This window comes from Actinomycetospora sp. ABD4_176 (assembly GCF_056311855.1).
The window spans coordinates 1,826,466-1,849,609 of the sequence record NZ_CM149974.1; the positions used below are offsets into that span (position 1 = coordinate 1,826,466).

The window sequence follows — 23,144 nt, forward strand, 5'->3', positions numbered from 1 at the left end:
ACCGCGTCGTCCGTGAGCACTTTCCGGGGCCATGGCACCCGAAAGTGCTCACGAGCGCGCCTGCGCACCCGGTGAGCGCACCCGGGTCAGCGCAGCCGACGCGGGCCGCCGTCGCGGGGCCCGGGCGGCGGGCCGAGCATGACGGTGACGCCGGTGGCGTGGGCGCCGCGGTCGGCGGCGAGCACCGGGTCGAGGACGAGCGAGCGGATCTCGGGCACGGCGTCGGCGAGCACCCCGATGCGCAGCACGAGGTCCTCGAGGGCCGGCAGGTCGACGCGGCGGGCACCGCGGTAGCCGTCGAGCAGGGGGGCCGCCCGCGGTGCGCGCACGAGCGTCGCGGCGTCCATCGTCGACAGCGGCGTGGCCCGGTAGGCGCGGTCGTCGAGGAGCTCGCCGACGACCCCGGCGAGCCCGAACGACACGAGCGAGCCGAACGACGGGTCGTCGCGCACCTCGATGACGCACGGGATGCCCGGCGGCGCCTGCACCTGGACGTACACCTCCGAGGTGCCCGAGAGCTCGACGAGCTGCGCGTACGCGGTCGAGATCGCCGAGGACTCGGTGAGCCCCACGTGCACCCCGCGCAGGTCGGTCCGGTGGCGCCAGCCCCGGTCCGCGGTCTTGAGCACCACCGCCCCGCCCAGCTCGCGGGCCGCGGCGACGGCGGCCTCGGCCGAGGTCACGCGGCGGAACGGGGCGACGACGACCCCGACGCAGCGCAGCAGCGCGTCGGCCTGCTCGTCGGAGAGCACGGTGCGCGGCGCCGGCGCCATCTCCGCGACGAGCGCCCGCGCGGCCTCGACGTCCGCGCCGTCGGGCACCACGAACTCGCCGACCGGCCGCGAGCGCCACTGCGTGTAGCGCACGGCCCGGGCCAGGGCGAGCACCGCGCGCTCCGGGCTCGGGTAGGAGGGGATGCTGCCGCGGCCCGGGCCCCCGCCCGGACCGCCCGGCACCGTGAGCACCTCGGGGACGCCCTCCGAGGCGAGGAACGTCGAGACCACCGGCTTCTCGGCGCCGTGCACCGCCTCGGCGAGCGCCCGCGCGTGGTCGGTCGGGTCGGTGGTGATCGCCGGGACGAAGACGACGACGAGGGCGTCGCACTGGTCGTCGGCGAGCAGGTCGGCGACCGCGGCGCGCAGCTCCTCGGCGCCGCTGGACGTGCCGAGGTCGACCGGGTCGCGGGCCAGGAAGAGCCCCTGGGCGAGCACGACGTCGGCGGCGAGCACCCCGAGCGCGGTGGAGTTGCCGACGATCCCGACGCGCGGGCCGGGCGGCAGCGGCTGGTGGGCCAGCAGCTGGGCGGCGTCGAAGAGCTCGTCGACCGAGTCGACGCGGATGACCCCGGACTGGTCGAACACCGCGCCGACCGCGGCCTCGTCGATCGGCTGGGCGCTGGCCGCGAGGCCCGGCGCGGCGGCCACGTGGCGCCCGGTCTTCACCGCGACCACCGGCTTCTGGCGGGCGAGACGCCGGGCGACGCGGGCGAACTTGCGCGGGTTGCCGAAGGTCTCGAGGTAGAGCAGGACGACGTCGGTGTCGGGGTCGGTGTCCCAGTACTGCATGAGGTCGTTGCCCGAGAGGTCGGCGCGGTTGCCGGCCGACACGAACGACGACAGCCCCAGGCGGCGGGTCGCCGCGGCCTCGAGGATCTGGATGCCGAGCGCCCCGGACTGGCAGAAGAACCCGACCCGGCCCGCCGGCGGCAGGGTCGGCGCGAGCGAGGCGTTGAGGGACACCCGCGCGTCGAGGTTGATCACCCCGAGCGCGCTCGGCCCGATCACCCGCATGCCGTTGGCCCGGGCGTCGGCCACCAGCTCGCGCTGCGCGGCGAGGCCCAGCGGACCGGTCTCCCCGAACCCCGAGGTGATGACGACGAGCGCGCGCACCCCCTTCGACAGGCAGGCCTCGAACACGCCGGGGACCTCGTCGGGCGGGACCGCGAGCACGGCGAGGTCGACGTCGTCGGGGATATCGGTCACCGTCGGGTAGGCACGCACGCCCCGGACCGAGCGGGCCTCGGGGTGCACCGGGTAGACGGGGCCGGTGAAGCGGGCCCGCAGGAGGTTCGCCAGCACCACGTGGCCGATCTTGGTCTCGTCGGGCGAGGCGCCCACGACGGCCACCGACCGCGGCGAGAGCACGTTGGCGACGCTGCGGGCCTCGGCGCGCTGCTCGCGGGCGAGCTGCACCTCGCGGCTGCGCGAGGTCGCCGCGACGTCGAACTCCAGGTGCAGCGTCGAGCCCTCCAGCGCCCGGCTGACCTCGAACCCGGCCTCGCGGAACACCCGCACCATCTGCTGGTTCTCGGTGAGCACCTCGGCGACGAACCGGGTCAGCCCGCACTCGCGCGCCGCGGCGGCGAGGTGCTCGAGCAGGATCGACCCGAGCCCGCGCCCCTGGTGGTCGTCGCGGACGACGAACGCGACCTCGGCGGCCGTCGACTCCGCGAGCCGCACGTAGCGCCCGATCGCGATGATCTCCCGGCCCAGCCACAGGACGAGGGCGACCCGGTCGTGGTGGTCGACCTCGACGAAGTTCTTGAGGTCGCGCTCGGGGATCTGCGGGTAGGGGCTGAAGTAGCGGTAGTAGCGCGTGCGGTCCGAGAGGCGGGCGTGGAAGGCGACGACGTCGTCGGCGTCGGCGGTCGAGATCGGGCGCAGGTGGGCCGTCGCGCCGTCGGAGGCGACGACGTCGGCCTCCCAGTGCGCGGGGTAGGGCGCGTCGGGTACCGCCCGGACCTCTGCGGTGGTGGCGTCGGGGTCCGCCGTGTCGGTCATCCTCGCCCTTTGGCTCAGGGGTGGGGGGTTCGTCAGTCGCGGGTGTCCTGGGGGTCGAGGCCGTGCAGCGGGTACACCGCGCGGCGCGTCTCGAGCAGGAACGGGTCGACCTCGACCTCGGTGAAGCCGCCCCAGGGCTCGAAGTCGGTCGGCGCCTCCTCGGTCATCGAGGTCGGCAGCGGCCGGCGGGTCTTCTCGCTGGCGTAGGAGGTCCAGTCGGCGGGGATCGGGCGCGACGGGTCGACGTCCCGGTCGAGCACCGTGGCCAGCAGGTGCGTCCACGACCGCGGCACCGCACGGTAGAGGCCGTAGCCGCCCCCGCCGAGGGCGAGCCACTTGCCGTTGCTGTACTCGGCGGCCAGCGCGCGCAGCGACCGGTAGATCGCCCGGTGCCCGTCGACCGAGAGCGACAGCTCGGCCAGCGGGTCCTCGTGGTGGGTGTCCACACCGCACTGGGTGACCAGGATCTGCGGCCGGAACGCGCGCAGCAGCCCGGGGACCACCGCGTGGAACGCGCGGAGCCACCCGGCGTCGCGCGTCCCGGGCGGGAGCGCCAGGTTCACCGCGGTGCCCGACGCCCGCCCGCCCCCGAGCTCGGAGGCGAACCCCGTGCCCGGCCACAGCGTGCGCGGGTGCTGGTGCGTCGAGATCGTCAGCACGCGGTCGTCGTCGTAGAACGCGGCCTGGACGCCGTCGCCGTGGTGGACGTCGGTGTCGATGTAGCAGATGCGCTCGTAGCCGTGGTCGAGCAGCCAGGAGATCGCGACCGCGCAGTCGTTGTAGACGCAGAAGCCCCAGGCGTGGTCGGCCATCGCGTGGTGCAGGCCGCCGGCGATGTTCACCGCGCGGTCGGCGCGGCCCTCGGCGATCTCGCGGGCCGCCGCGATCGAGCCGCCGCACACCAGCGCGCTGGCCTCGTGCATGCCCTCGAAGATCGGGTTGTCGGTGGTGCCGAGCTGGTGGCGCGGGTCGTCCCCCTCGAGCGGCGCGCGCCGCACGGCGTCGAGGTACGACGCCACGTGGATGCGCTCGACCTCCTCGTCGGGCGCGGGCGTGGGCACCAGCGGCTCGACACCCTCGAGCACCCCGAGCGCCGTGGCCAGACGCATCGTGAGGTCGAGGCGCACGGGGTGCAGCGGGTGGGACTCCGAGAGCTTGTAGCCCAGCAGGCTCTCGTCCCACACCACGGCCACACGGGCCGGGTCCACCGTCGCCCCGGAGCTGGTCACGCCCGAACCGTACCGGGACCCGCGGCACCGGGCCCCGGGTCGCCGGTCTCCACCGGGCGCCCCGTGCCGCACCAGTGCGACCAGCTGCCGACGTAGAGCCCGGCGGGGTCGTCCGGTGGGCGCAGGCCCGCGTGCTCGAGCCCGAGGACGAGCATGGCCGCACTCACCCCGGAGCCGCAGTAGGCACCGACGGCCCCGGCGTCCTCGACCAGCGGGCGCAGCACCTCGGCGGCGTCGTCCGACGCGCGCCACTGTCCGTCGGCGATCAGCGACGCCGCGGGCAGGTTGGCGGCCCCCGGCACGTGGCCCGCGACCGGGTCGATCGGCTCGGCCTCGCCGCGGAACCGCTCGGCGGCCCGGCCGTCGAGGAGCACGCCCTCCCCGCCCGCGGCCAGGCCCGCGGCGGCGTCGGCGGTGAGCACGGGCATGGCGCCGGTGCGGATCTGCAGGTCGCCGGGCCGGCGGACGCCGCCGCCGGCGGTGGAGACCTCGCCGCCGGCCGCCACCCACGCCGGCCACCCGCCGTCGAGCACCGCGACCCGGTCCGCGCGCACCCCGGCCCAGCGCAGCACCCACCAGGCACGGGCGGCACCCATCCCGTCGCCGCCGTCGTAGACGACGATCTCGGAGTCGGCCCCGGCCCCGGCGCGCTGCAGGGTCTCCTCGAGCACGTCGGGGTCGGGCAGGGGGTGGCGCCCCGCGGGCCCGGGCGGACCGGCGAGCTCGGTGTCGAGGTCGACGTAGACCGCGCCCGGCACGTGCCCGGCCTCGTGCTCCACCAGGCCCGGCGGGTCCTGCTTCGCGGCGGCCCTGCGCTCCTTGGCGGTGCGCGGCGGCGGGCGCAGGGTCCACCGCACGTCGAGCACGACGGGCTTCCCGTCGGGCCGCGCCACCGCGTCGCGCAGCCAGGCGACGGGCACGACGGGCGTGGGCAGGGGACCCGGCGAGGTGGCCATGTCACGATCGTGCCCTGCCCCACGACGACGCCGCCGTCCGGTGGGGTCCGCCGTCGGTAGGATGGGCGGGCGGAAAGGGGTGGGCATGAACGACCTCATCGACACCACCGAGATGTACCTGCGCACGATCTACGAGCTCGAGGAGGAAGGGGTCGTCCCCCTCCGAGCCCGCATCGCCGAGCGTCTCGAGCAGAGCGGGCCGACCGTGAGCCAGACCGTGGCGCGCATGGAGCGTGACGGTCTCGTCCACGTGGCCGGCGACCGCCACCTCGAGCTCACCCCCTCCGGGCGCGCCAAGGCCGTGGCCGTCATGCGCAAGCACCGCCTCGCCGAGCTGCTGCTGGTCAACGTCATCGGGCTCGAGTGGGAGCACGTGCACGTCGAGGCGTGCCGCTGGGAGCACGTGATGAGCGACGCGGTCGAGCGCAAGCTCTTCACGCTGCTCGGCGAGCCCTCGGTGTCGCCGTACGGCAACCCGATCCCCGGCCTCGAGGCGCTGCGCAGCGGCACCGACATCGACGGCGAGGTCACCGCGCCGCAGCGCACCCCGACGCCCGACGAGGCCGGCCTCGTGCGCCTCGACGAGTTCGCCCGCAGCGGCGGCGGCAAGGTGGAGGTCCGGCGGATCGCCGAGCACATCCAGCTCAACGAGCCGCTGATGGCGCACCTCAAGAAGGCCGGCGTGCTGCCGGGCAGCGACGTCGACGTCGTCGCCATCCCCCGCTTCGGCGACGCGGTGGGCGTCGGCCACAAGGGCTCGCGCTCCGAGGTCGACCCGCTGGTCGCGCACGCGGTGCTCGTCCGCGCCCAGTAGCCATCCGACCCGCACGGGGCACGCCCGGCTCCGCCCGGCACACTGGCGCGCATGACGCTGGTGGTCACGGGTGGGGCGGGCTACGTCGGCAGCGTCTGCGCGCAGCACCTGCTCGACGCCGGCCACGACGTGGTGGTGGTCGACGACCTGTCCACCGGGCACCGCGACGCCGTCCCCGCGGGCGCGCGGCTGGTCGAGGGCGACGTCGCCGTGGTCGCCGACGAGGTCCTCGGCGCCGGCGAGGTCGACGGCGTCATCCACTGCGCGGCGCGCTCGCTGGTCGGCGAGTCGGCCGTCGAGCCCGCGAAGTACTGGCACGGCAACGTCGTCACCTCGATCGCGCTGCTCGACGCGATGCGCCGCCACCGCGTGCCGCGCCTGGTGTTCTCGTCCACCGCGGCGACCTACGGCGAGCCCGAGACCTCGCCGATCACCGAGGACGCCGCCACCCGCCCCACCAACACCTACGGGGCCACCAAGCTCGCCATCGACCACGCCATCGGCACCTACGCCACGGCGTCGCAGGGCGAGCTGGCCGCGGTGAGCCTGCGCTACTTCAACGTCGCGGGCGCCCACGCCGGCGCCGGCGGCGCGCCCGCCCTGGGCGAGCGGCACACCGTCGAGACCCACCTCATCCCCCTCGTGCTCCAGGTCGCCCTCGGGCAGCGGGACGAGATCGCCGTCTTCGGCGACGACTGGCCCACCCCCGACGGCACCTGCGTGCGCGACTACATCCACGTCGACGACCTCGCCGAGGCCCACCTGCTCGCGCTCGACCTGCTGGGCCGCGGCGATGCCGCGGCGACCGGGGCGGGCGGCCACCTCGTGTGCAACCTCGGCAACGGCACCGGGTTCTCGGTGCTCGAGGTGATCGAGGCGTGCCGGCGGGTCACCGGGCACCCGATCCCCGCCCGCGTCGCCCCGCGGCGCACCGGCGACCCCGGCGTGCTCGTCGCGTCGTCGGCCCGCGCCCGCGCCGAGCTGGGCTGGAAGCCCACCCACACCGACCTCGACGGCATCGTCGCCGACGCCTGGGCCTTCGCCCGCAGCCGCGCCACCTGAGCCCACCCGGGCTCACCCCGGCTCACCCCGGCTCACCCGGGCCGCAGGCGCGCCGCGGACTCCGTGCTCGCCTCCCGGATCACGGTGCGCACGGCGTCCGGGGCGGCGCCGCTCGCCAGCAGGCTCTCGACCAGTCCGGCGAGGCGGTGCCCGGGGTCGGCGCGCCGGGCCCGCTCGAGCGCCACGCCGACCAGCGCCGACCCCCCGCGCACCAGCTGCGCGCAGGCGAGCAGGACCGCGGGCTCGGCGACCTCCGGGGCCGGCAGCGCCCGCACCAGCAGCGTCCACAGCTGCTCGGCGGCCGCGGCGACGGCCTCGTCGGCGAGCGCCCAGCCCATGACGACGTCGCGCACCCCGGGGTCGGCCAGCGCCACCGCGAGCCGCGCCAGCTCCCCGTCGCCCAGCGGGCGCCCGGCCGCCACCTCATCCCGCGCCGCCGCGACGGCCGCGAGGTCGCGGCGCGCGGCGGCGGGCCCGCCCAGCTCCCGGTCGAGCACGGCGGCCTCCCACTCGGCGTCGACGAGCTCGGCGAGACCCGGGCGGGGCGGCCCGGGCGCCAGCGAGGCCTCGAGGGCGGCGCGCGACTCGTAGGTGACCTGCCCGAGCCACGCCGACGCCGCGGCCACCGGCGAGTCGTCGGTGGCCGCGACCCGGCCCCGGCAGTCGCACGGCGGGTAGCAGCGCCACGGCGCGCCCGAGACGATCCGCGGCACCCACAGCCGGGTCGGCGCGACGATCCCGTGCGCGGCGAACACCGAGCCCACGGCGTCGGCGACGTCGGTCCGCGGCGGGACGCCGGCGCCGTCGGGAGCGCTGTCGGGAGCGCCGTCGGGGCCCTCCGCCACCACCACCGCCGTCACCTCCGCCGGCCCGGTCGGCACCATGCGGGTGGCGCACGCGCCGACCACGGCCGCGACGTCGCCGGGCGCGGGCAGGTCGGCGCGGGCGACGACGCCGAGGCGCCGGCGGCCCGCGGCACCGCCGGCGTCGTCGTGCACGGCGACGAGGACGAGGGACGCGACGGGACGGAACCCGAGCAGGTGGGGTACGGCGGCGACGAGCTCGCCGGGCTCGTGCAGGCGCAGCCGCAGGGGCTCCCCGTCGGCGGACGAGGGCCCCGGCGGCCCGGGTCGGGGGCGGGCGCGACGGTGACGGTTGCTCACACGGGTTTCGACGCAGCCCCCGCTCCGGCGGCTCCCGGGGATTCCGGGCCTGTGGACAACTCGGCGGCCGCGGCCCGTGGGAGTTCGCGGGACCGTCACCGGCGGTCGGCTTGCCCGCACTCCCCGTGGCGGCGAGGGTGGGCGGGTGCACCCGGTGGATCCCGCGACGGACACCCCGCCCCGCTCGGCGCCCGCTCCGGAGCCCGCGGGCGACGCCGCCGCCGTGCGCCGCGACTACGACCTCGTCGTCATCGGCTCCGGGCCCGGCGGGCAGAAGGCGGCGATCGCGGCCGCCAAGCTCGGTCGCCGCGTCGCCGTCGTCGAGCGCCGCGGCATGATCGGCGGCGTCTGCACGCAGACCGGCACGATCCCGTCGAAGACGATGCGCGAGGCCGTCCTCTACCTCACCGGCTACGCCATGCGCGGGCTCTACGGCGAGAGCTACCGGGTCAAGCAGGACATCACCGTCCAGGACCTCCTCGCCCGCACCCACTTCGTCATCGGGCGCGAGGAGGAGGTGGTCCGCGCGCAGCTGCAGCGCAACCGGGTCGACCTGCTCGGCGGCGAGGCCCGCTTCCTCGACGACCACACCGTCGAGGTGCTCGGCGACCGCCCCGGGGAGCACCGGACGGTGACCGCCGACCGCTTCGTCATCGCGACCGGCACGCGGCCGGCGCGCCCGCCGCAGGTCGAGTTCGACGACCGCCGCGTTGTCGACTCCGACGGCATCCTCGCGATGGAGCACATCCCGGCGAGCATGGTCGTCGTCGGGGCCGGGGTGATCGGCATCGAGTACGCCTCGATGTTCGCCGCGCTCGGGACGCGGGTCACCGTCGTCGAGCGACGCCCCACCATGCTCGACTTCTGCGACACCGAGGTCGTCGAGTCGCTGAAGTTCCACCTGCGCGATCTCGCGGTGACCTTCCGCTTCGGCGAGGAGGTGTCCGGGGTGTCGGTGTCGGAGCGCGGGACGGTCACGACGCTCGCGTCGGGCAAGAAGATCCCGGCCGAGACCGTCATGTACTCGGCGGGTCGCCAGGGCGTCACCGACCAGCTCGACGTCGAGCGCGCCGGGCTCGAGACCGACGCGCGCGGTCGGGTCAAGGTCGACGAGCACTTCCGCACCGCCGTGCCCCACATCTACGCCGTCGGCGACGTCATCGGCTTCCCCGCACTCGCCGCCACCTCGATGGAGCAGGGCCGGCAGGCGGCGTACCACGCGTTCGACGAGCCCGTGCGCTCGATGGCCGAGGTGTCGCCGTTCGGGATCTACACGATCCCCGAGGTCAGCTACTGCGGCGCCACCGAGGCCGAGCTGACAGAGAAGGCGATCCCCTACGAGGTCGGCATCTCGCGCTACCGCGAGCTCGCGCGCGGCCAGATCGTCGGCGACGACTACGGGATGCTGAAGCTCCTCGTGTCGCCGGAGGACCACGCGCTGCTCGGGGTGCACGTCTTCGGGACGTCGGCGACCGAGCTGGTGCACATCGGCCAGGCGATCATGGGCTGCGGCGGGAGCGTGGACTACCTCGTCGAGGCCGTGCTGAACTACCCGACGCTCTCGGAGGCCTACAAGGTCGCCGCCCTCGACGCCACGAACAAGATCCGTGCCCTCGAACAGTTCTCCTGAGCCCGGCTGGGCCCGCGCCGCCTTCACCCTCCCCCGCGCCCCCGACGGCGCCGAGGCGGTCTACCTCGCCGGCAACTCCCTCGGCGCGCAGCCGCACGCCGCGCGGGCGGCGCTGCTGTCCGCGGTCGACGAGCAGTGGGCGCGGGTCGGGGTCGCCGGCTGGGAGGACTGCGGCTGGTGGGCGACGCCGCAGCGCCTCGGCGACCGGGTGGGAGCCCTGGTCGGGGCGGCGCCGGGGCAGGTCGTCGTCGGGGACTCGACGTCGGTGCAGCTCTTCGGCCTGCTCGTCGCGGCCGCGCGGCTGCGTCCCGACCGTCACGTGCTGCTCTCCGACGCCGGCCACTTCCCCACCGACCGCTACCTCGCGACGTCGGTGGCGCGCCTGACCGGGCTGACGCTGCGGGCCACCTCGCCTGACGCCATGACCCCGGACGCCGACACCGCCGTCGTCGCCGTGCCCGCGGTGGACTTCCGCACCGGCGAGCGGTGGGACCTCGCCGCGGTCGTCGAGCGGGCCCGCGCGGCCGGCGCGCTCGTCGTCGCCGACCTCTCGCACGCGGTCGGCGCCATGCCCGTCGAGCTCGACGCGCTGGGCGTCGACCTGGCCGTCGGCTGCACGTACAAGTACCTCAACGGCGGGCCCGGCGCGCCCGCCTTCGCCTACGTCGCGGCGCGCCACCACGAGGTGCTCGACCCCCCGCTGACCGGCTGGACCGGGCACGCCGACCCCTTCGGGATGACCGAGGCGTGGACCCCCGCGCCCGGCGTCGGGCGGCTGCGCGTCGGGACGCCGCCGATGCTGTCGATGCTCGCCCTCGACGGCGCGCTGCAGGTGTTCGACGACCCCGGCAGCCCCGACCTCGCCGGCGTGCGGGCGGCGTCGCTGGCGCTCTCCGACGCGTTCCTCGAGGCGCTGCCCGCCGACGCCGACGTCGTCACCCCGCGCGAGCACGAGCGCCGGGGCGGGCACGTGGCGGTGCGGGTGCGCGACGCCGACGCGACGTGCGCGGCGCTGGCCCGGCGCGGGGTCGTCGTCGACGCCCGCCCACCGGACCTGCTGCGCTTCGGCTTCGCCGCGCCCTACGTGACGCTCGACGACGCCCGGACCGCGGCCCGGGAGCTCGCGGCGCTGCTGTAGCGCGGCCCCCGGGAACAACGAACGCGCCGTTCGCTGCGGTAGAAGCAGCGAACGGCGCGTTCGTGTCGTCGTCGCGACGGCCGGGGCGGCTCAGCTCCCGGTCGGGAAGCGCAGGATCGCGCCGACGTTGTCGACGAGGTCGGTGCCCCCGCCGAGGACGTCGACGTTGCCGCCGAGCGCGCCGACGGTACGCAGCAGCACCTGCTCGGCCGGGCGCTTGACCGGCTCGGTGTCCGAGAGCTGCTCGAGGTTCTTCGGGTCCGTGGAGATCTGCTCCGGCGACGAGCCGACGTACAGCTCGCCCGGGACCTCCTTGCCGTCGATCACCAGCAGCGTGTCGACGGCCCCCTGCCGCGCGGCCTCGAGCACCGGCTCGAAGCCCTCGACGGCGTTGCCGTGGCCCTTGGCCTCCGCGAAGCGCTCGCGCACGCCGGTCTCGCGCTCGGTGGCGACGACGCCGGCCGCCGTGAGCATGGCGTCCTCGAGCGCGCTCTCCGACGCGCCCGCGGCGCGGCTGCCGGCCTCGATCTCGCGGGTGATCTGCGCCAGGTCGCCCGGGAGCTCGCCCCGCACCGACGACCGCCCCTGGATCTCGCCCGCCAGCACGATGGCCTCGGGGCGGAACTGCTTGACCGCGCTGCGGATGCCCTTGACCACCTCGTCGGCGTTCTCGTACGAGGCCATCTCGTGGCGGTTCTGCCGCGTACGGTTGCCGGGGCCGCCGCCGCGGGCCTTGTGCACGGTCTCGAGGGCCTGGCCCTTGATCGTCTGCTCGTCGAGCTCGCGGGCGCCCTCGGAGTTGTCGGCGATCACCTGGTAGAGGTCGCCACCGGTCTGGTCGACCACGGCGAGCAGCACGCGCACCGAGCCGCTCTGGCTGCGGTAGTAACGCCCGAGCTCGGGCAGCGGCGACCAGATCGCGAGATCACCGGCGGCGTCGACGGCCTCCACCTCGTCGTCGAAGAGGATCCCCTCCGACGAGGCCACGAGGACACGGCCGACTCCGGTGATCGATCCCGAGCGCTCGCCGGAGAGCTCGTCGTCGAGCGCCGCGAGCGTCTTGTCGTCGGCGCCCGCGCCCTTGAGCTGCTCCTGCAGGTCCCGCCACCGCAGCTCGACCTGCTTGGCCGAGTTCTCGCCGGCCTGCACAGCCTCCAGGTAGACCGTCGCGAACGGCCCCGGCCGCTCGAAGATGTCCCGAGTACGCGACAGGTCCATCCGGTGTTCCTCCTGCTCCACCCCGTCCCGGTGTGGGGCGGGGAACGTCGTTGCTCGTCCTCGACGCCTACCCTCTCGTCCGGTCCGGCATGCGTCCCCGGCGGGTGTGCGGTAAGCCCTGCGGCGTGCGGGAGATTCCGGTCGACGAGGTGGCCGACACCGTCCGGCGGCTGTGCGTCGAGGCCAACCACGAGCTGCGCGGCGACCACGTCGACGCCCTGCGGCGGGCCCGGGAGCGCGAGGAGTCGCCGATCGGGCAGGAGGTGCTGGACCGGCTGCTCGCGAACGCCGAGGTGTCCGCGCGGGAGCGGATCGCGTTCTGCCAGGACACCGGGTACGCGGTGTGCTTCCTCGAGATCGGGCAGGACGTGCACTTCACCGGCGGGTCGCTGGCCGCCGCGCTCGACCGGGGCGTCGCCGAGGGCTACCGGGAGGGCTACCTGCGGGCCTCGCTGGTGCGCTCGCCGGTCGACCGCGCCAACACCGGCGACAACACCCCGGCGATGGTCCACTACGACCTCGTCGAGGGCGCCGACGTGCGGCTGACGCTCCTGGTCAAGGGCGCGGGCTGCGACAACATGTCGGCGCTGCGGAGGCTCACGCCCGCCGCCGGCGTCGAGGGCATGAAGCGCTTCGTGGTGGAGACGATCGAGACCGCGGGCCCGTCGGCGTCGCCCCCGGTCACCGTCGGGATCGGGATGGGCGGCACGTTCGACCGGGCCGCGGTGCTCGCGAAGAAGGCCCTGACCCGCGAGCCGACCGGGTCGCCGTCGCCGGTCCCGGAGCTGGCGGAGCTGGAGGCCGAGCTCGTCGACGCGATCGACGCCACGGGCATCGGGCCGGCCGGCTTCGGGGGCACGGTGACGACGGTGGCCGTGCACGTCGAGGCCTACCCGACCCACATCGCCGCCTTCCCCGTGGCCGTCAACCTCGACTGCCACTCCCACCGCGTGCGCACGGTGACCCTGTGAGCGGCTCGGGTGGCACGAGCGATGCGGTTGCTGGCGATTCAATGCAGCACGCCGCTAGGGCGAGGAACTCCACATCCTCGATCCGCCTCCCCCTCGACGCGGACACGCTGCGTGAGCTGCGCAGCGGGGACTCGGTGCTCCTCTCCGGCCCCTTGGTGACGGGCTGGGACGCCGCGCACGCCCGCTTCGCCGCGGCGATCGAGGCCGGCGAGAACCTCCCGTTCGACCCGGCCGGCGAGACGCTGTACTTCGTCGGCCCCACGCCCGCGTCCCGGCCACCCGATCGGCGCCGCCGGCCCGACCACCGCGTCGCGGATGGACGCCTGGTCGCCGCTGCTCGTCGAGCGCGGGCTGCGCGGCATGATCGGCAAGGGCCGGCGCTCGGACGCGGTCAAGGACGCCATGGCCCGGCACGGATGCGTCTACTTCGGCGCCATCGAGGGCACCGCGGCGCTGCTCTCGCAGTGCGTGACGTCGTCCGAGGTGATCGCGTACGAGGACCTGGGCGCCGAGGCCGTGCACCGCCTCGAGATCCGAGAGTTCCCCGCCCTGGTCGTCAACGACCTCGACGGCGGCGACCTGTACCGCGACGGCCCGGCCCGCTGGCGGCGCGCCGCGCAGTGAGGATGTGGCGATCCTGGCCCTATCGGCGTGCTGCATCGAATCGCCAGCGATGCCGCATCGCTGGCACGACCCCGGGCCTCGCAGACCACGCGAACCACGCCCTCGCGCGGCCCGGGGCGCCGGGGGGTGCTCTGATCGAGCGCGCCAGCACCAGACCGGAGGAGAGAACATGCAGCACGACGCGGTCCTGGCCGAGACGATCGGCATCCGCGGACACGGCGACGACGAGATCGAGGCCTACACCGCGCGGCCGATGGACGGCACCCCGCGCGGGGGCATGATCGTCATCCACCACATGCCGGGCTACGACGCCGCGACGAAGGAGATCACGCGGCGCTTCGCCGCGATGGGCTACCACGCCGTCTGCCCGAACCTCTACACCCGCGAGGCGCCCGGCGCCGACCCCGACGACGCCGCGGCCGCCGCCCGCGCGCAGGGCGGGGTGCCCGACGAGCGGTTCGTCGGCGACGCCGCGGGCGCCGCGCGCTGGCTGCGCTCGCTCCCGACGTCCAACGGACGGGTCGGCGCGATCGGCTTCTGCTCCGGCGGGCGCCAGGCCGTCCTCGCCGGGATCGCGGTCGACGTCCAGGCGGCGATCGACTGCTACGGCGCCTTCGTCGTCGGCACCCCGCCCGAGGGCTTCCCGCTCCAGGTCTCCGCGCTGGCCGACCGCGTCCCGCAGCTGCAGGCACCCCTGCTCGGCCTGTTCGGCAACGAGGACTCCTACCCCTCCCCCGACCAGGTCGACGAGCTCGAGAAGCTGCTCCAGGAGCACGGCAAGACCTACGAGTTCCACCGCTACGACGACGCCGGCCACGCCTTCTTCGCCGTCGACCGGCCCAGCTACCGGCCGGCCGCGGCCGTCGACGGCTGGCAGAGGATCGCCGACTTCCTCGCCCGCCACCTCGCCACCCGGGAGGTCTAGGACCGTGTGCACCTACAGCACCGAGAAGCTCGACCTCGCGCGCTCGAGCGGCAAGGGCGCCGACGGCTGGTTCCCGCTGCGGACGGCGACCGTCTACTACGACCACCCCGTCCACGCCCCGGACGCGCACACCGTGAACATCGACTTCCTCAACCCCGAGCGCGGCGCCGGCGCCCGGGTCGCCGTCGAGCTGAGCCTCGACGCGGCCCGCGAGCTCCTCGCCGCCCTCCAGGTGACCGTGGAACGCGCCGCCGACCACTGAGGCGGTCGCCCGTTCGAGCGAAGGGGCCCTTCGCTCTCTTCTGACGCCCGCGCGGGTCGGCGAAGGGCACCGCTCGCCCGTCTATGCGAGCGAAGGGGCCCTTCGCTCGAGAACGCCTTGCTCTGCCGACACTCACGATATATCGTTGACGTGTCGCGAACGAACGTAGAAGGAGGAGCGACATGAGCTGGCACGACATCCCCGACGGACGGGGACACGGAGAGGGCCCCGAGCACCGGGGTCACGGAAGCGGTCACGGGCACGGCCCGCGCCGCCACGGCGGGTTCGCCCGCGAGGGGGTGTTCGGTCACGGCGGCCCGCGCGGCGGGTTCCGGCGCGGCGGCGGACGGGCCGGGCGGGGCGGCCCGTTCGGCGGTCCCGGGGGCCCCGGGGGCTTCGGCTTCGGGGGTCCCGGACCGTTCGGCCCTGGCGGCGGCCCGCGCGGGCACCGCGGACGCCGGGCGCGCGGCGACGTGCGCACGGCGGTGCTGGCCCTCCTCGCGGAGGAGCCGATGCACGGCTACCAGATCATCCAGGAGATCGGCGAGCGCTCCGGCGGCTCGTGGCGCCCCAGCCCCGGCTCGGTCTACCCGACCGTCTCGCAGCTCGCCGACGAGGGCCTGGTGCGCACCGAGAAGGCCGAGGGCCGCTCGGTGATCCACCTGACCGACGCCGGCCGCGCCTACGTCGACGAGCACCGCGAGGAGCTCGACGCCGTGTGGAACACCGCGGCGGCCGAGGACGGTTTCGGCGCGCTGCGCGAGGCCGGCCGCGGGCTGTTCGGCGCGGTGACGCAGGTTGCCCAGGTCGGGCGGGACGAGCAGGTCGCCGAGGCGGTGCGCCTGCTCGACGACACCCGCCGGCGCCTCTACCTGCTGCTCGCGGGTGAGGGCACGGCCGGGTCGACCGACACCGCGGAGGACGACGGGTGACCGTGACGGGCCGGCAACGCCGACGTCACGTGGCGTCACACGCACGGCCTAGGCTCCCGATCCCGCAGACGCCGAGACCGAGGAGGCCCGAGGACCGGCCGTGCTCCTGCGCCGACCCCCGTCGGGACCCCCCTCGCCCGGGCCCGTCCTCCGCGACGTCCCGGGCGAGGCGTGGGCCCTGCAGTACCGCACCGTCCACGGGTACCGCCGTGCCTTCCGCATGGCGGGGTCGGGGCCGACGCTCCTGCTGATCCACGGCATCGGCGACGACTCGTCGACCTGGCGGCCGCTGCTCGACGACCTCGCCCGGGACCACACCGTCCTGGCCCCCGACCTCCTCGGGCACGGCGGTTCGGACAAGCCCCGCGGCGACTACTCGGTCGCCGCCTACGCCAACGGCATGCGCGACCTGCTCGGTGTCCTCGACATCGACCGCGCCACCCTCGTCGGGCACTCGCTCGGCGGCGGCGTCGCCATGCAGTTCGCCTACCAGTACCCCGAGCGCACCGAGCGGATCGTCCTCGTCGGCGCCGGCGGTGTCTCGCAGTCGGTCAGCCCGGCGCTGCGCGCGGCGTCGCTGCCGGGGGCGCAGCTCGTCCTCGGGATGCTCGGGCTGCCCGGGATGCGGACGCAGACCGAGGCCGTGCTGTGGGCGCTCGCCCGCCTCGACCACCCGCTGGGCCGCGACGCCGAGGACCTGGTCCGGCTCGTCGACGCCCTGCCCGACGCCACCAGCCGCAGCGCCTTCCTGCGCACGCTGCGCGCGGTCGTCGACTGGCGCGGGCAGGTCGTCACCATGCTCGACCGCTGCTACCTCACCGCCGGCATGCCGACGCTGCTGCTGTGGGGCTCCGACGACATGATCGTCCCGGTCGAGCACGCGCAGCTCGCCCACGACGCGATGCCGGGCAGCCGGCTCGAGGTGTTCGACGAAGCCGGGCACTTCCCGTTCCACACCCACCCGGCCGAGGTCCTCGCGACCCTGCGGGCGTTCCTCGCCGACACCGAGCCCGCCCACTGGAGCGCCGCCGAGTGGCGCGCGCTGCTGCGGCGCGGCCGCGACGAAGGATCGTGACCCGGGACCGTCGTGGGCGACGACGTGGCCTCGTCGAGGAGGTCGTCCACCGCGCCGGATCCCGCCCGCGGGCAGGGACCCCCGGCGATGGGTGAGGATGGCCGGGTGAGCTCCCCGACGACGACGCAGGCCCCCGACGACCCGTACCTCTGGCTCGAGGACGTCACCGGCGACGAGGCCCTGGCGTGGGTGCAGGAGCGCAACGCCGAGTCCCTCGGGGTCCTCACCGGCTCCGCGGACTTCGACGAGCTGCGCGACGGCCTGCGCGCGGTGCTCGACGCCGACGACCGCATCCCCTACGTCCGGCGCCGTGGCGAGCTGCTCTACAACTTCTGGCAGGACGCCGAGCACCCCCGCGGGCTCTGGCGGCGGACGACCCTGGAGAGCTACCGCACCGGCGACCCCGACTGGGAGCTGCTGCTCGACGTCGACGCGCTGGCCGCGGCGGAGGACGAGAACTGGGTGTGGGCGGGCGCGGGAGTGCGCTACCCGGACTACTCGCGCGCGCTCGTCCAGCTCTCGCGCGGGGGCGCCGACGCCACCGTCGTGCGCGAGTTCGACCTGCCGACGAAGGGCTGGGTCACCGACGGCTTCACCCTGCCCGAGGCGAAGAGCCGCATCAGCTGGATCGACGACGACACCGTCTTCGTCGGCACCGACCTCGGCCCCGGGTCGCTGACGACGTCGGGCTACCCGCGGGTGATGCGGCGCTGGCGCCGCGGGCAGTCGGTCACCGACGCCGAGGTCGTGTTCACCGCCGAGGAGACCGACGTCGCGGCCTTCGCCGGCCACGACCACACCCCCGGCTACGAACGCGACTTCGTCGGCCGCAGCCCCGACTTCCACACCACCGAGGAGTACCTGCTGCGCCCCGACGGGACGCAGGTTCTCATCGATGTGCCGCCGGACGCCGAGACCGACGTCGAGCGGGAGTGGCTGCTCGTGCGCACCCGCTCGCCGTGGTCCGTCGAGGGCACCGAGCACCCCGCGGGCTCGCTGCTGTGCTTCGACCTCGAGACCTACCTCGCCGGGGACCGCACCGCGCGAGTGCTCTTCGCGCCCACGGCGAGCCGCTCGCTGAGCCACCACGCGTGGACGAGGAACCACCTGGTGCTGACGGTGCTCACCGACGTCGTCACCCGCCTCGAGGTGCTCACGCCGTCGCGCGACTGGGCCCGCCGCGACCTGCCCGCCGGCCCGGAGCTGGGCTCGGTCGACGTCGTCGGCGTCGACCCCGACCAGAGCGACGAGTACTTCCTCGACACCGACGGCTACACGCGTCCCTCGACGTTCCTGCGCGGCGAGCTCGGCCTCGAGTCCGACCCGGAGCCCGAGGTGCTGCGCACCGCGCCCGCGCGCTTCGACGCGACCGGGCTCGAGGTGCGGCAGTTCTTCGCCACCTCCGACGACGGCACGCGGATCCCGTACTTCGTGGTGGGCGATCCGTCGAACGCCCCCGGCCCGACGCTGATGACCGGCTACGGCGGCTTCGAGATCGCGTTGACCCCGGGCTACAGCGGGGTGATCGGACGCGGCTGGCTCGCGCGCGGCGGGACCTACGTCGTCGCCAACATCCGCGGCGGCGGCGAGTACGGCCCCACCTGGCACACCGCCGCGCTCGGCGAGCACCGCCACCGCGCCTACGCCGACTTCGCCGCCGTCGCGCGCGACCTCGTCGACCGCGGGATCACGACCGCCTCGCAGCTGGCGATCCACGGGGGCAGCAACGGCGGGCTGCTCATGGGCGTGATGCTCACGCGCTACCCGCAGCTGTTCGGGGCGATCGTGGTGATGGTGCCGCTGTTCGACATGCGCCGGTTCCACCTGCTGCTCGCCGGGGCGTCGTGGATGGCGGAGTACGGCGACCCCGACGACCCGGAGGCGTGGGGCTGGATCTCGCAGTACTCGCCGTACCAGAACCTGCGGTCCGACGCGGCCTACCCGCCCGTGCTGGTGACGACGTCGACCCGCGACGACCGGGTGCACCCCGCCCACGCGCGCAAGGCCGTCGCCCGCCTGCGCGAGCAGGGCCACCAGGTCGAGTACTACGAGAACATCGAGGGCGGCCACGGCGGCGCCGCCGACAACGCCCAGCGCGCCTTCCAGTGGGCGCTGGTGTTCACCTTCTGCTGGCAGCAGGTCGGGTCCGCTATGTGAGCACTTTCCGGGCCCATAGGCCCGGAAAGTGCTCACATGCGGCGGTCACCACAGGTCGCGGCTGTACCAGTGGTGGGCGTAGGGGTTGGCGTTGTAGGGCTCGGTCTCGACGAACCCCTCGCGGGCGTAGAGCGCGCGGGCCTCGAGGAGGTCGTCGGCCGTGTCGAGCACCAGCCGGCGCAGCCCGGCCTCGCGGGCCAGGTCGGTGAGGTGCGCGAGCAGCCGCCGGCCCAGCCCCTGGCCGCGGACGTCCGGGTCGACCCACATCCGCTTGATCTCCCCCGCGCCGGGCGGGACGTCGGCGCCCTCGAGCCGCAGGCCCCCGCACGCGACCACCCGCTCGCCCTGCTTGGCGACGACGAAGATCCCCGACGGCGGGGTGAGCGCGAACGGGTCGTCGGCGATGAGCTCCTCGGACCACTGCGGCTCGGGCGCCGTGGCGGGCCAGCGGCGGGCGAGCTCGCCGGCGTAGGCGCGCAGGGCGGTCAGCCCGTCGGGCGAGTCGGGGCGCACGGCCGTCAGGACGATCTCCACGCCCCCATCCTGCCCACGGCTCAGCGGTACTCGGGAGTCACCTCGCCCTCCCAGTCCACGAGCTGCACGATCACCCGGTTCGGGTCGCGCACCTGGAAGGCGCGCTCGCCCCAGGGTTCGGAGGTGAGCGGCATCGTGATCGCCACGCCCTCGGCCTCGAGCCGGGCCAGCTCGCCCTCCAGGTCGTCGACGACGAACGCGAGGATCAGCCCGGCGGCGTGCTCGTCACGCTGGTCGGCGGGCAGGGACGCGAGCCCGGTGCGCAGGAACACGACCGACATCCCCGCGTCCTCGCGCTGGAGCGACGCGAAGCCGTCGGCGGCCATCGCCGGCGTGAACCCGAAGTGCTCGACGAGGAAGGCCGCCGAGGCCGCCGGATCGGCGACGGTGAGCGAGACCGCGGAGGCGCTGATCTGCATGGATACCCCTTTCTCCGTACGCCGTACAACGTACGCTGTACGGAGACGATGTGCCACGATGCCCTCGTGGCCCCCGACCCCGCGCGCACGCTCGCGCTGCTGTGGCGGGTCGAGCCGACGATCGGTGTCCGCGGCCCGCGGCGGGCTCTCGACCTCGACGACGTCGTCGCCCGCGCCACCGCCCTCGCCGACGCCGGCGGCCCCGACGGGCTCGCCGGGCTCTCCGTGCGCGCGCTCGCCCGGGAGCTCGGCGTCGCCCCGATGACGCTCTACACCTACGTGCCCGGGCGCGAGGAGCTCGCCGACCTCGTCGTCGACGCCGCCTACGCCGCGATGGCCCGGCGCGACACGACGGGGCGGCCCTGGCGCGAGCGCCTCACCGCGGTCGCCGAGGAGAACCGCGCGCTCCACCGCGCCCACCCGTGGGCCGCGCGCGTCGACCCCGGCCGACCGGTGCTGGGACCCGGCGAGACCGCGAAGTACGAGCACGAGCTGGCCGCGTTCGACGAGCTCGCCGCGCTCGCGGACCTCGACGACGCCGACCGTGACGCCGCTCTGACGTTCCTGCTCGACGTCACGCGCGCGGCGGCGCTGGTGGAGCAGCAGTCGTCGGACGGAGAGGACCCCTCCGCCTGGTGGGCGGCCCGCGCCCCCGTACTCGAGCAGGTCCTCGACCCCGAGCGCTACCCGCGCGCGGTCCGGGTCGGGGCCGCGGCGGGCGCGGCGCAGGACTCCGCCCGCGACCCCGACCGCGCCTGGCGCTTCGGCCTCGCGCGCGTGCTCGACGGCCTCGCCGCGCTCGTCGACTGAACGGCTCCCCCGCGGTTCCATGGACCCGTGGCGGCGGTGGTCCTGGTGCACGGCGGGTGGCACGGCGGCTGGGTGTGGGGCCCGGCCACCGCGCGGCTGCGCGCCGCGGGCCACGCCGTGTACACGCCGACGCTGACCGGCGTCGGGGACCGCGCGCACCTCCACGGACCGCACGTCGGGCCGGCGACGCACGTGCAGGACGTCGTCGCGACGTGACGCGGGGTCGAGGTCCTCGACACCGGCCACGACGCGATGGTCACCGACCCCGACGGCACCGCCCGGGTGCTCCTGGGGCTCCTCAGCCGAGCACGTGCCGGTCCCGCCCGGCGCCCCAGCCGACGGCGATCAGCGGCACGACGAGCACCAGCATCACGACCAGCGGCACCGTCCAGCCGCCGGTGACGTCGTGCAGCGCGCCGAGGGCGAACGGGCCGAGCGCGGCGAGGGTGTAACCGACGCCCTGGGCCATCGCCGAGAGCTCCGCGGTGTGCTCGGTGTCGGGCGAGCGCAGGGTGATCAGCAGCAGCCCGAGCGCGATGTTCGAGCCCTGCGCGATCCCGAGCAGCACCATCCACAGCACGGCCAGCGAGTCCGGCGCGAGGAGCAGCCCGACGTAGCCGACGACGTAGAACAGGCACGTCGTGGTCACCACGAGGCTCTGCGACGGGCGGCGCATCGCGAACGACGGCGCCGTCGCCGAGAACACCAGCCCCACGAACCCGGCGAGCGAGAGCAGCAGGCCGCCCTCGGCCGGGGTGCGCCCGGCATCGACGAAGATCGTCGGGATCCACGCCGACAGCGCGTAGAACTGCAGCGACTGCAGGCCCATGAACAGCGTGACCTGCCACGCGAGCGGGTCGCGCAGCAGCGCGCTGCGCAGCGTCGGCCCCTCGCGCGCGGGCGGCGGGGGCACCGTGCGCCGTCGCGCCCGCGGGAGCCAGACGACGAGCGTCGCGAGCGCCAGGAGCCCCCACAGCCCGAGGGTGGCGCTCCAGTCCAGGCCCGTGACCCGCTGCAGCGGCACGGTGACCGCCGCGGCCACCGCGCCGCCGCCGGTGAGCACCATCGAGTAGGCGCCGGTCATCGCGCCCGTGCGGTGCGGGAAGTCGCGCTTGACCAGCGTCGGCAGCGAGACGTTGCCGACCGCGATCGCGGTGCCGACCAGCACGCTGCCCGCGAGGATGACGGCCAGCGAGGACACCAGCCGCAGCGCGATCCCGGCCGCGAGCACCACCAGCGCCGCGACGAGCAGCCGCTCGAGACCCCAGCGCCTCGCCAGCCGCGGCGCGACCGGGGCGAGCAGACCGAAGCAGAGCACCGGCAGGCTGGTCAAGAGCCCCGCGACGCCGCTGGAGACGCCGAGCGCGTCTCGCGCCTGGTCCACCAACGGCGCGACGCCGACCACCGGCGGGCGCAGGTTCGCCGCGAGCAGCAGGACCGCGAACGCGGCCAGCGCGCCGCCACGGCGCACCGTCGTCGCGGTGGTGGTCGGGGCACTCATGCCCAGGACCGCAGGACCTCGGCGGCGCGGGCGCGGCCCTGCTCCCGGCCGGCCCTCGCCGACGCCGGCATGGTGGCCGGGTCGAGCACGTTGGTGCCGAACGCGGTGACCGCGTTCTCGTCGGCGAGGATCGCGATCGCCGTGGTGTCCGGGTACTGCTCCTGGCGGTGCTCGATCTCCTGGCTCACCGACCGGAACGGGCCGCCCGCCGGCGGGTCGAGCGGGGCGACGACGAGCAGCCGGTCGGCCGGGCCGGTGATCTCGAAGCCGTCGTCGTCGGCGCGCGCCACGTGCACCACCGACGCGACGCCGCCGTCGACGTAGCGCCACCGGCCGACCGTCATCGGCGGCCAGACGCCGGGCACCGCGCAGCTCCCCGCCACCGCGTCGACGAGCCGCACCCGGGCGTCCTTGGTGAAGACCGCGAGGTCGCCGGACTGCGCGTCGACCGCGGTGATGCGCAGGTCGGTCGCCGGCCACTCCTTGACCGGCAAGCGGGCGTCGATCACGGCGAGCCGCTCGGCCTCCGGGGGCGTGTCGGCGGCCAGCGCCCACGCGCCGAGCCGGGCCCGCATCTCCCCCGCGTCGCGGGCGCCGTCCATCGCGGCGGCGAGCTCGGCGCCGAGGACCTCCATGTCGAGGTTCGCGGGCGGTTCCGTGGTGCCCGACGACCCGGCGAGGTGCTCCTCGTGCACCTTCGCCAGGTCCACGCCGGTGGTCAGGAGGGTGCCGACGACCGAGCCGGCGGAGGTGCCGACCACGCGGTCCGCGAGGCCGAGGTCGACGCCGCCCTCGGCCAGACCCACGAGCACGCCCACCTCCCACGCGATGCCGGCGAGGCCTCCGCCGCCGAGGACGAGGGCGCGGGTCGGACGGGTGCGAGCGTCGGCGGTCACGGCGCCACCTTCCACCTCCGGGGCACGCTCCGCACGCGCGGTGTCACG

At 75.4% G+C, this 23,144-nt stretch carries 22 protein-coding genes and 1 pseudogene; 14 read left to right on the top strand and 9 right to left on the bottom strand.

Annotated elements, in window-relative coordinates; translation table 11 throughout:
• Positions 1-86: 86 nt before the first annotated feature.
• The 3 genes from ACYX4T_RS08965 to ACYX4T_RS08975 are packed head-to-tail and all read right to left on the bottom strand — an operon-like array spanning position 87 to position 4,965.
• Positions 87-2,780: a bifunctional acetate--CoA ligase family protein/GNAT family N-acetyltransferase gene (locus ACYX4T_RS08965; RefSeq protein ID WP_476014193.1), complete on the bottom strand. Its 2,694-nt coding sequence runs from the start codon at positions 2,778-2,780 to the stop codon at positions 87-89.
• A gap of 32 nt (positions 2,781-2,812) precedes the next feature.
• Entirely contained in the window at positions 2,813-4,009 is a 1,197-nt protein-coding gene (locus ACYX4T_RS08970) for an acetoin utilization protein AcuC (RefSeq protein ID WP_476014194.1), read from the bottom strand.
• Entirely contained in the window at positions 4,006-4,965 is a 960-nt protein-coding gene (locus ACYX4T_RS08975; RefSeq protein ID WP_476014195.1) for a sulfurtransferase, read from the bottom strand. Before ACYX4T_RS08975 ends, ACYX4T_RS08970 begins: the two co-directional genes overlap by 4 nt.
• Positions 4,966-5,050: 85 nt before the next feature.
• Here ACYX4T_RS08975 and ACYX4T_RS08980 point away from each other — a divergent pair, with 85 nt between their 5' ends.
• Both ACYX4T_RS08980 and galE read left to right on the top strand, forming a co-directional pair.
• Complete coding sequence (locus tag ACYX4T_RS08980; RefSeq protein ID WP_476014196.1) at positions 5,051-5,779, top strand: iron-dependent transcriptional repressor DtxR; 729 nt, start codon at positions 5,051-5,053, stop codon at positions 5,777-5,779.
• A 51-nt stretch (positions 5,780-5,830) separates the two neighbouring features.
• The gene (galE, locus tag ACYX4T_RS08985; protein WP_476014197.1) at positions 5,831-6,841 is read left to right on the top strand and encodes a UDP-glucose 4-epimerase GalE; all 1,011 of its coding nucleotides are present in this window, start codon (positions 5,831-5,833) and stop codon (positions 6,839-6,841) included.
• 32 nt (positions 6,842-6,873) lie between these two features.
• On the opposite strand, the gene ACYX4T_RS08990 is transcribed toward galE, so the two are convergent.
• The gene (locus ACYX4T_RS08990; RefSeq protein ID WP_476014198.1) at positions 6,874-8,004 is read right to left on the bottom strand and encodes a DUF4192 domain-containing protein; all 1,131 of its coding nucleotides are present in this window, start codon (positions 8,002-8,004) and stop codon (positions 6,874-6,876) included.
• 223 nt (positions 8,005-8,227) lie between these two features.
• Here ACYX4T_RS08990 and sthA point away from each other — a divergent pair, with 223 nt between their 5' ends.
• A complete protein-coding gene (sthA, locus tag ACYX4T_RS08995) occupies positions 8,228-9,634 on the top strand; it encodes a Si-specific NAD(P)(+) transhydrogenase (protein ID WP_476015218.1) in 1,407 nt (468 codons plus the stop codon).
• Positions 9,612-10,772 carry an aminotransferase class V-fold PLP-dependent enzyme gene (locus tag ACYX4T_RS09000; RefSeq protein WP_476014199.1) on the top strand — a complete coding sequence of 387 codons (1,161 nt, stop codon included), beginning with the start codon at positions 9,612-9,614 and terminating at the stop codon, positions 10,770-10,772. The genes sthA and ACYX4T_RS09000 overlap by 23 nt, the downstream gene beginning before the upstream one ends.
• 90 nt (positions 10,773-10,862) lie before the next feature.
• Here the strand turns inward: ACYX4T_RS09000 and ACYX4T_RS09005 are convergent, their stop codons facing one another.
• Positions 10,863-11,990, bottom strand: a complete 1,128-nt coding sequence (locus tag ACYX4T_RS09005; RefSeq protein WP_476014200.1) for a baeRF2 domain-containing protein — start codon at positions 11,988-11,990, stop codon at positions 10,863-10,865.
• A 125-nt stretch (positions 11,991-12,115) separates the two neighbouring features.
• Here ACYX4T_RS09005 and ACYX4T_RS09010 point away from each other — a divergent pair, with 125 nt between their 5' ends.
• The 8 genes and pseudogenes from ACYX4T_RS09010 to ACYX4T_RS09045 all read left to right on the top strand — a co-directional run bounded on the left by ACYX4T_RS09010 (position 12,116) and on the right by ACYX4T_RS09045 (position 18,936).
• Positions 12,116-12,961 carry a fumarate hydratase gene (locus tag ACYX4T_RS09010; RefSeq protein WP_476014201.1) on the top strand — a complete coding sequence of 282 codons (846 nt, stop codon included), beginning with the start codon at positions 12,116-12,118 and terminating at the stop codon, positions 12,959-12,961.
• A gap of 41 nt (positions 12,962-13,002) precedes the next feature.
• Positions 13,003-13,164, top strand: a pseudogene (locus ACYX4T_RS09015) (fumarate hydratase C-terminal domain-containing protein); the annotation flags it as partial.
• Positions 13,165-13,276: 112 nt separating this feature from the next.
• Entirely contained in the window at positions 13,277-13,585 is a 309-nt protein-coding gene (locus ACYX4T_RS09020) for a fumarate hydratase C-terminal domain-containing protein (protein ID WP_476014202.1), read from the top strand.
• A gap of 169 nt (positions 13,586-13,754) precedes the next feature.
• On the top strand, positions 13,755-14,510 hold the full coding sequence (locus ACYX4T_RS09025) for a dienelactone hydrolase family protein (protein ID WP_476014203.1): 756 nt from the start codon (positions 13,755-13,757) through the stop codon (positions 14,508-14,510).
• Between the two features lie 4 nt (positions 14,511-14,514).
• Positions 14,515-14,772 (top strand): DUF6295 family protein, encoded by a 258-nt coding sequence (locus tag ACYX4T_RS09030; protein WP_476014204.1) that lies wholly within the window; start codon positions 14,515-14,517, stop codon positions 14,770-14,772.
• Positions 14,773-14,954: 182 nt separating this feature from the next.
• Entirely contained in the window at positions 14,955-15,704 is a 750-nt protein-coding gene (locus ACYX4T_RS09035) for a PadR family transcriptional regulator (RefSeq protein ID WP_476014205.1), read from the top strand.
• Between the two features lie 220 nt (positions 15,705-15,924).
• A complete protein-coding gene (locus ACYX4T_RS09040; RefSeq protein ID WP_476015219.1) occupies positions 15,925-16,779 on the top strand; it encodes an alpha/beta fold hydrolase in 855 nt (284 codons plus the stop codon).
• An 87-nt stretch (positions 16,780-16,866) separates the two neighbouring features.
• Positions 16,867-18,936, top strand: a complete 2,070-nt coding sequence (locus tag ACYX4T_RS09045; RefSeq protein ID WP_476014206.1) for a prolyl oligopeptidase family serine peptidase — start codon at positions 16,867-16,869, stop codon at positions 18,934-18,936.
• A gap of 45 nt (positions 18,937-18,981) precedes the next feature.
• Here ACYX4T_RS09045 and ACYX4T_RS09050 read toward each other — a convergent pair whose 3' ends face one another.
• Together ACYX4T_RS09050 and ACYX4T_RS09055 are read right to left on the bottom strand one after the other, a co-directional pair.
• Positions 18,982-19,470, bottom strand: a complete 489-nt coding sequence (locus tag ACYX4T_RS09050; protein WP_476014207.1) for a GNAT family N-acetyltransferase — start codon at positions 19,468-19,470, stop codon at positions 18,982-18,984.
• 20 nt (positions 19,471-19,490) lie between these two features.
• Complete coding sequence (locus ACYX4T_RS09055) at positions 19,491-19,889, bottom strand: VOC family protein (RefSeq protein ID WP_476014208.1); 399 nt, start codon at positions 19,887-19,889, stop codon at positions 19,491-19,493.
• Between the two features lie 66 nt (positions 19,890-19,955).
• On the opposite strand from ACYX4T_RS09055, the gene ACYX4T_RS09060 reads away from it, so the two are divergent.
• Positions 19,956-20,699, top strand: a complete 744-nt coding sequence (locus ACYX4T_RS09060; RefSeq protein WP_476014209.1) for a TetR/AcrR family transcriptional regulator C-terminal domain-containing protein — start codon at positions 19,956-19,958, stop codon at positions 20,697-20,699.
• Between the two features lie 27 nt (positions 20,700-20,726).
• The gene (locus tag ACYX4T_RS09065; protein ID WP_476014210.1) at positions 20,727-20,915 is read left to right on the top strand and encodes an alpha/beta fold hydrolase; all 189 of its coding nucleotides are present in this window, start codon (positions 20,727-20,729) and stop codon (positions 20,913-20,915) included.
• Positions 20,916-20,997: 82 nt separating this feature from the next.
• Here ACYX4T_RS09065 and ACYX4T_RS09070 read toward each other — a convergent pair whose 3' ends face one another.
• Both ACYX4T_RS09070 and ACYX4T_RS09075 read right to left on the bottom strand, forming a co-directional pair.
• Positions 20,998-22,200: a CynX/NimT family MFS transporter gene (locus ACYX4T_RS09070; RefSeq protein ID WP_476014211.1), complete on the bottom strand. Its 1,203-nt coding sequence runs from the start codon at positions 22,198-22,200 to the stop codon at positions 20,998-21,000.
• The gene (locus ACYX4T_RS09075; protein ID WP_476014212.1) at positions 22,197-23,096 is read right to left on the bottom strand and encodes a patatin-like phospholipase family protein; all 900 of its coding nucleotides are present in this window, start codon (positions 23,094-23,096) and stop codon (positions 22,197-22,199) included. The genes ACYX4T_RS09070 and ACYX4T_RS09075 overlap by 4 nt, the downstream gene beginning before the upstream one ends.
• Positions 23,097-23,144: the final 48 nt, after the last annotated feature.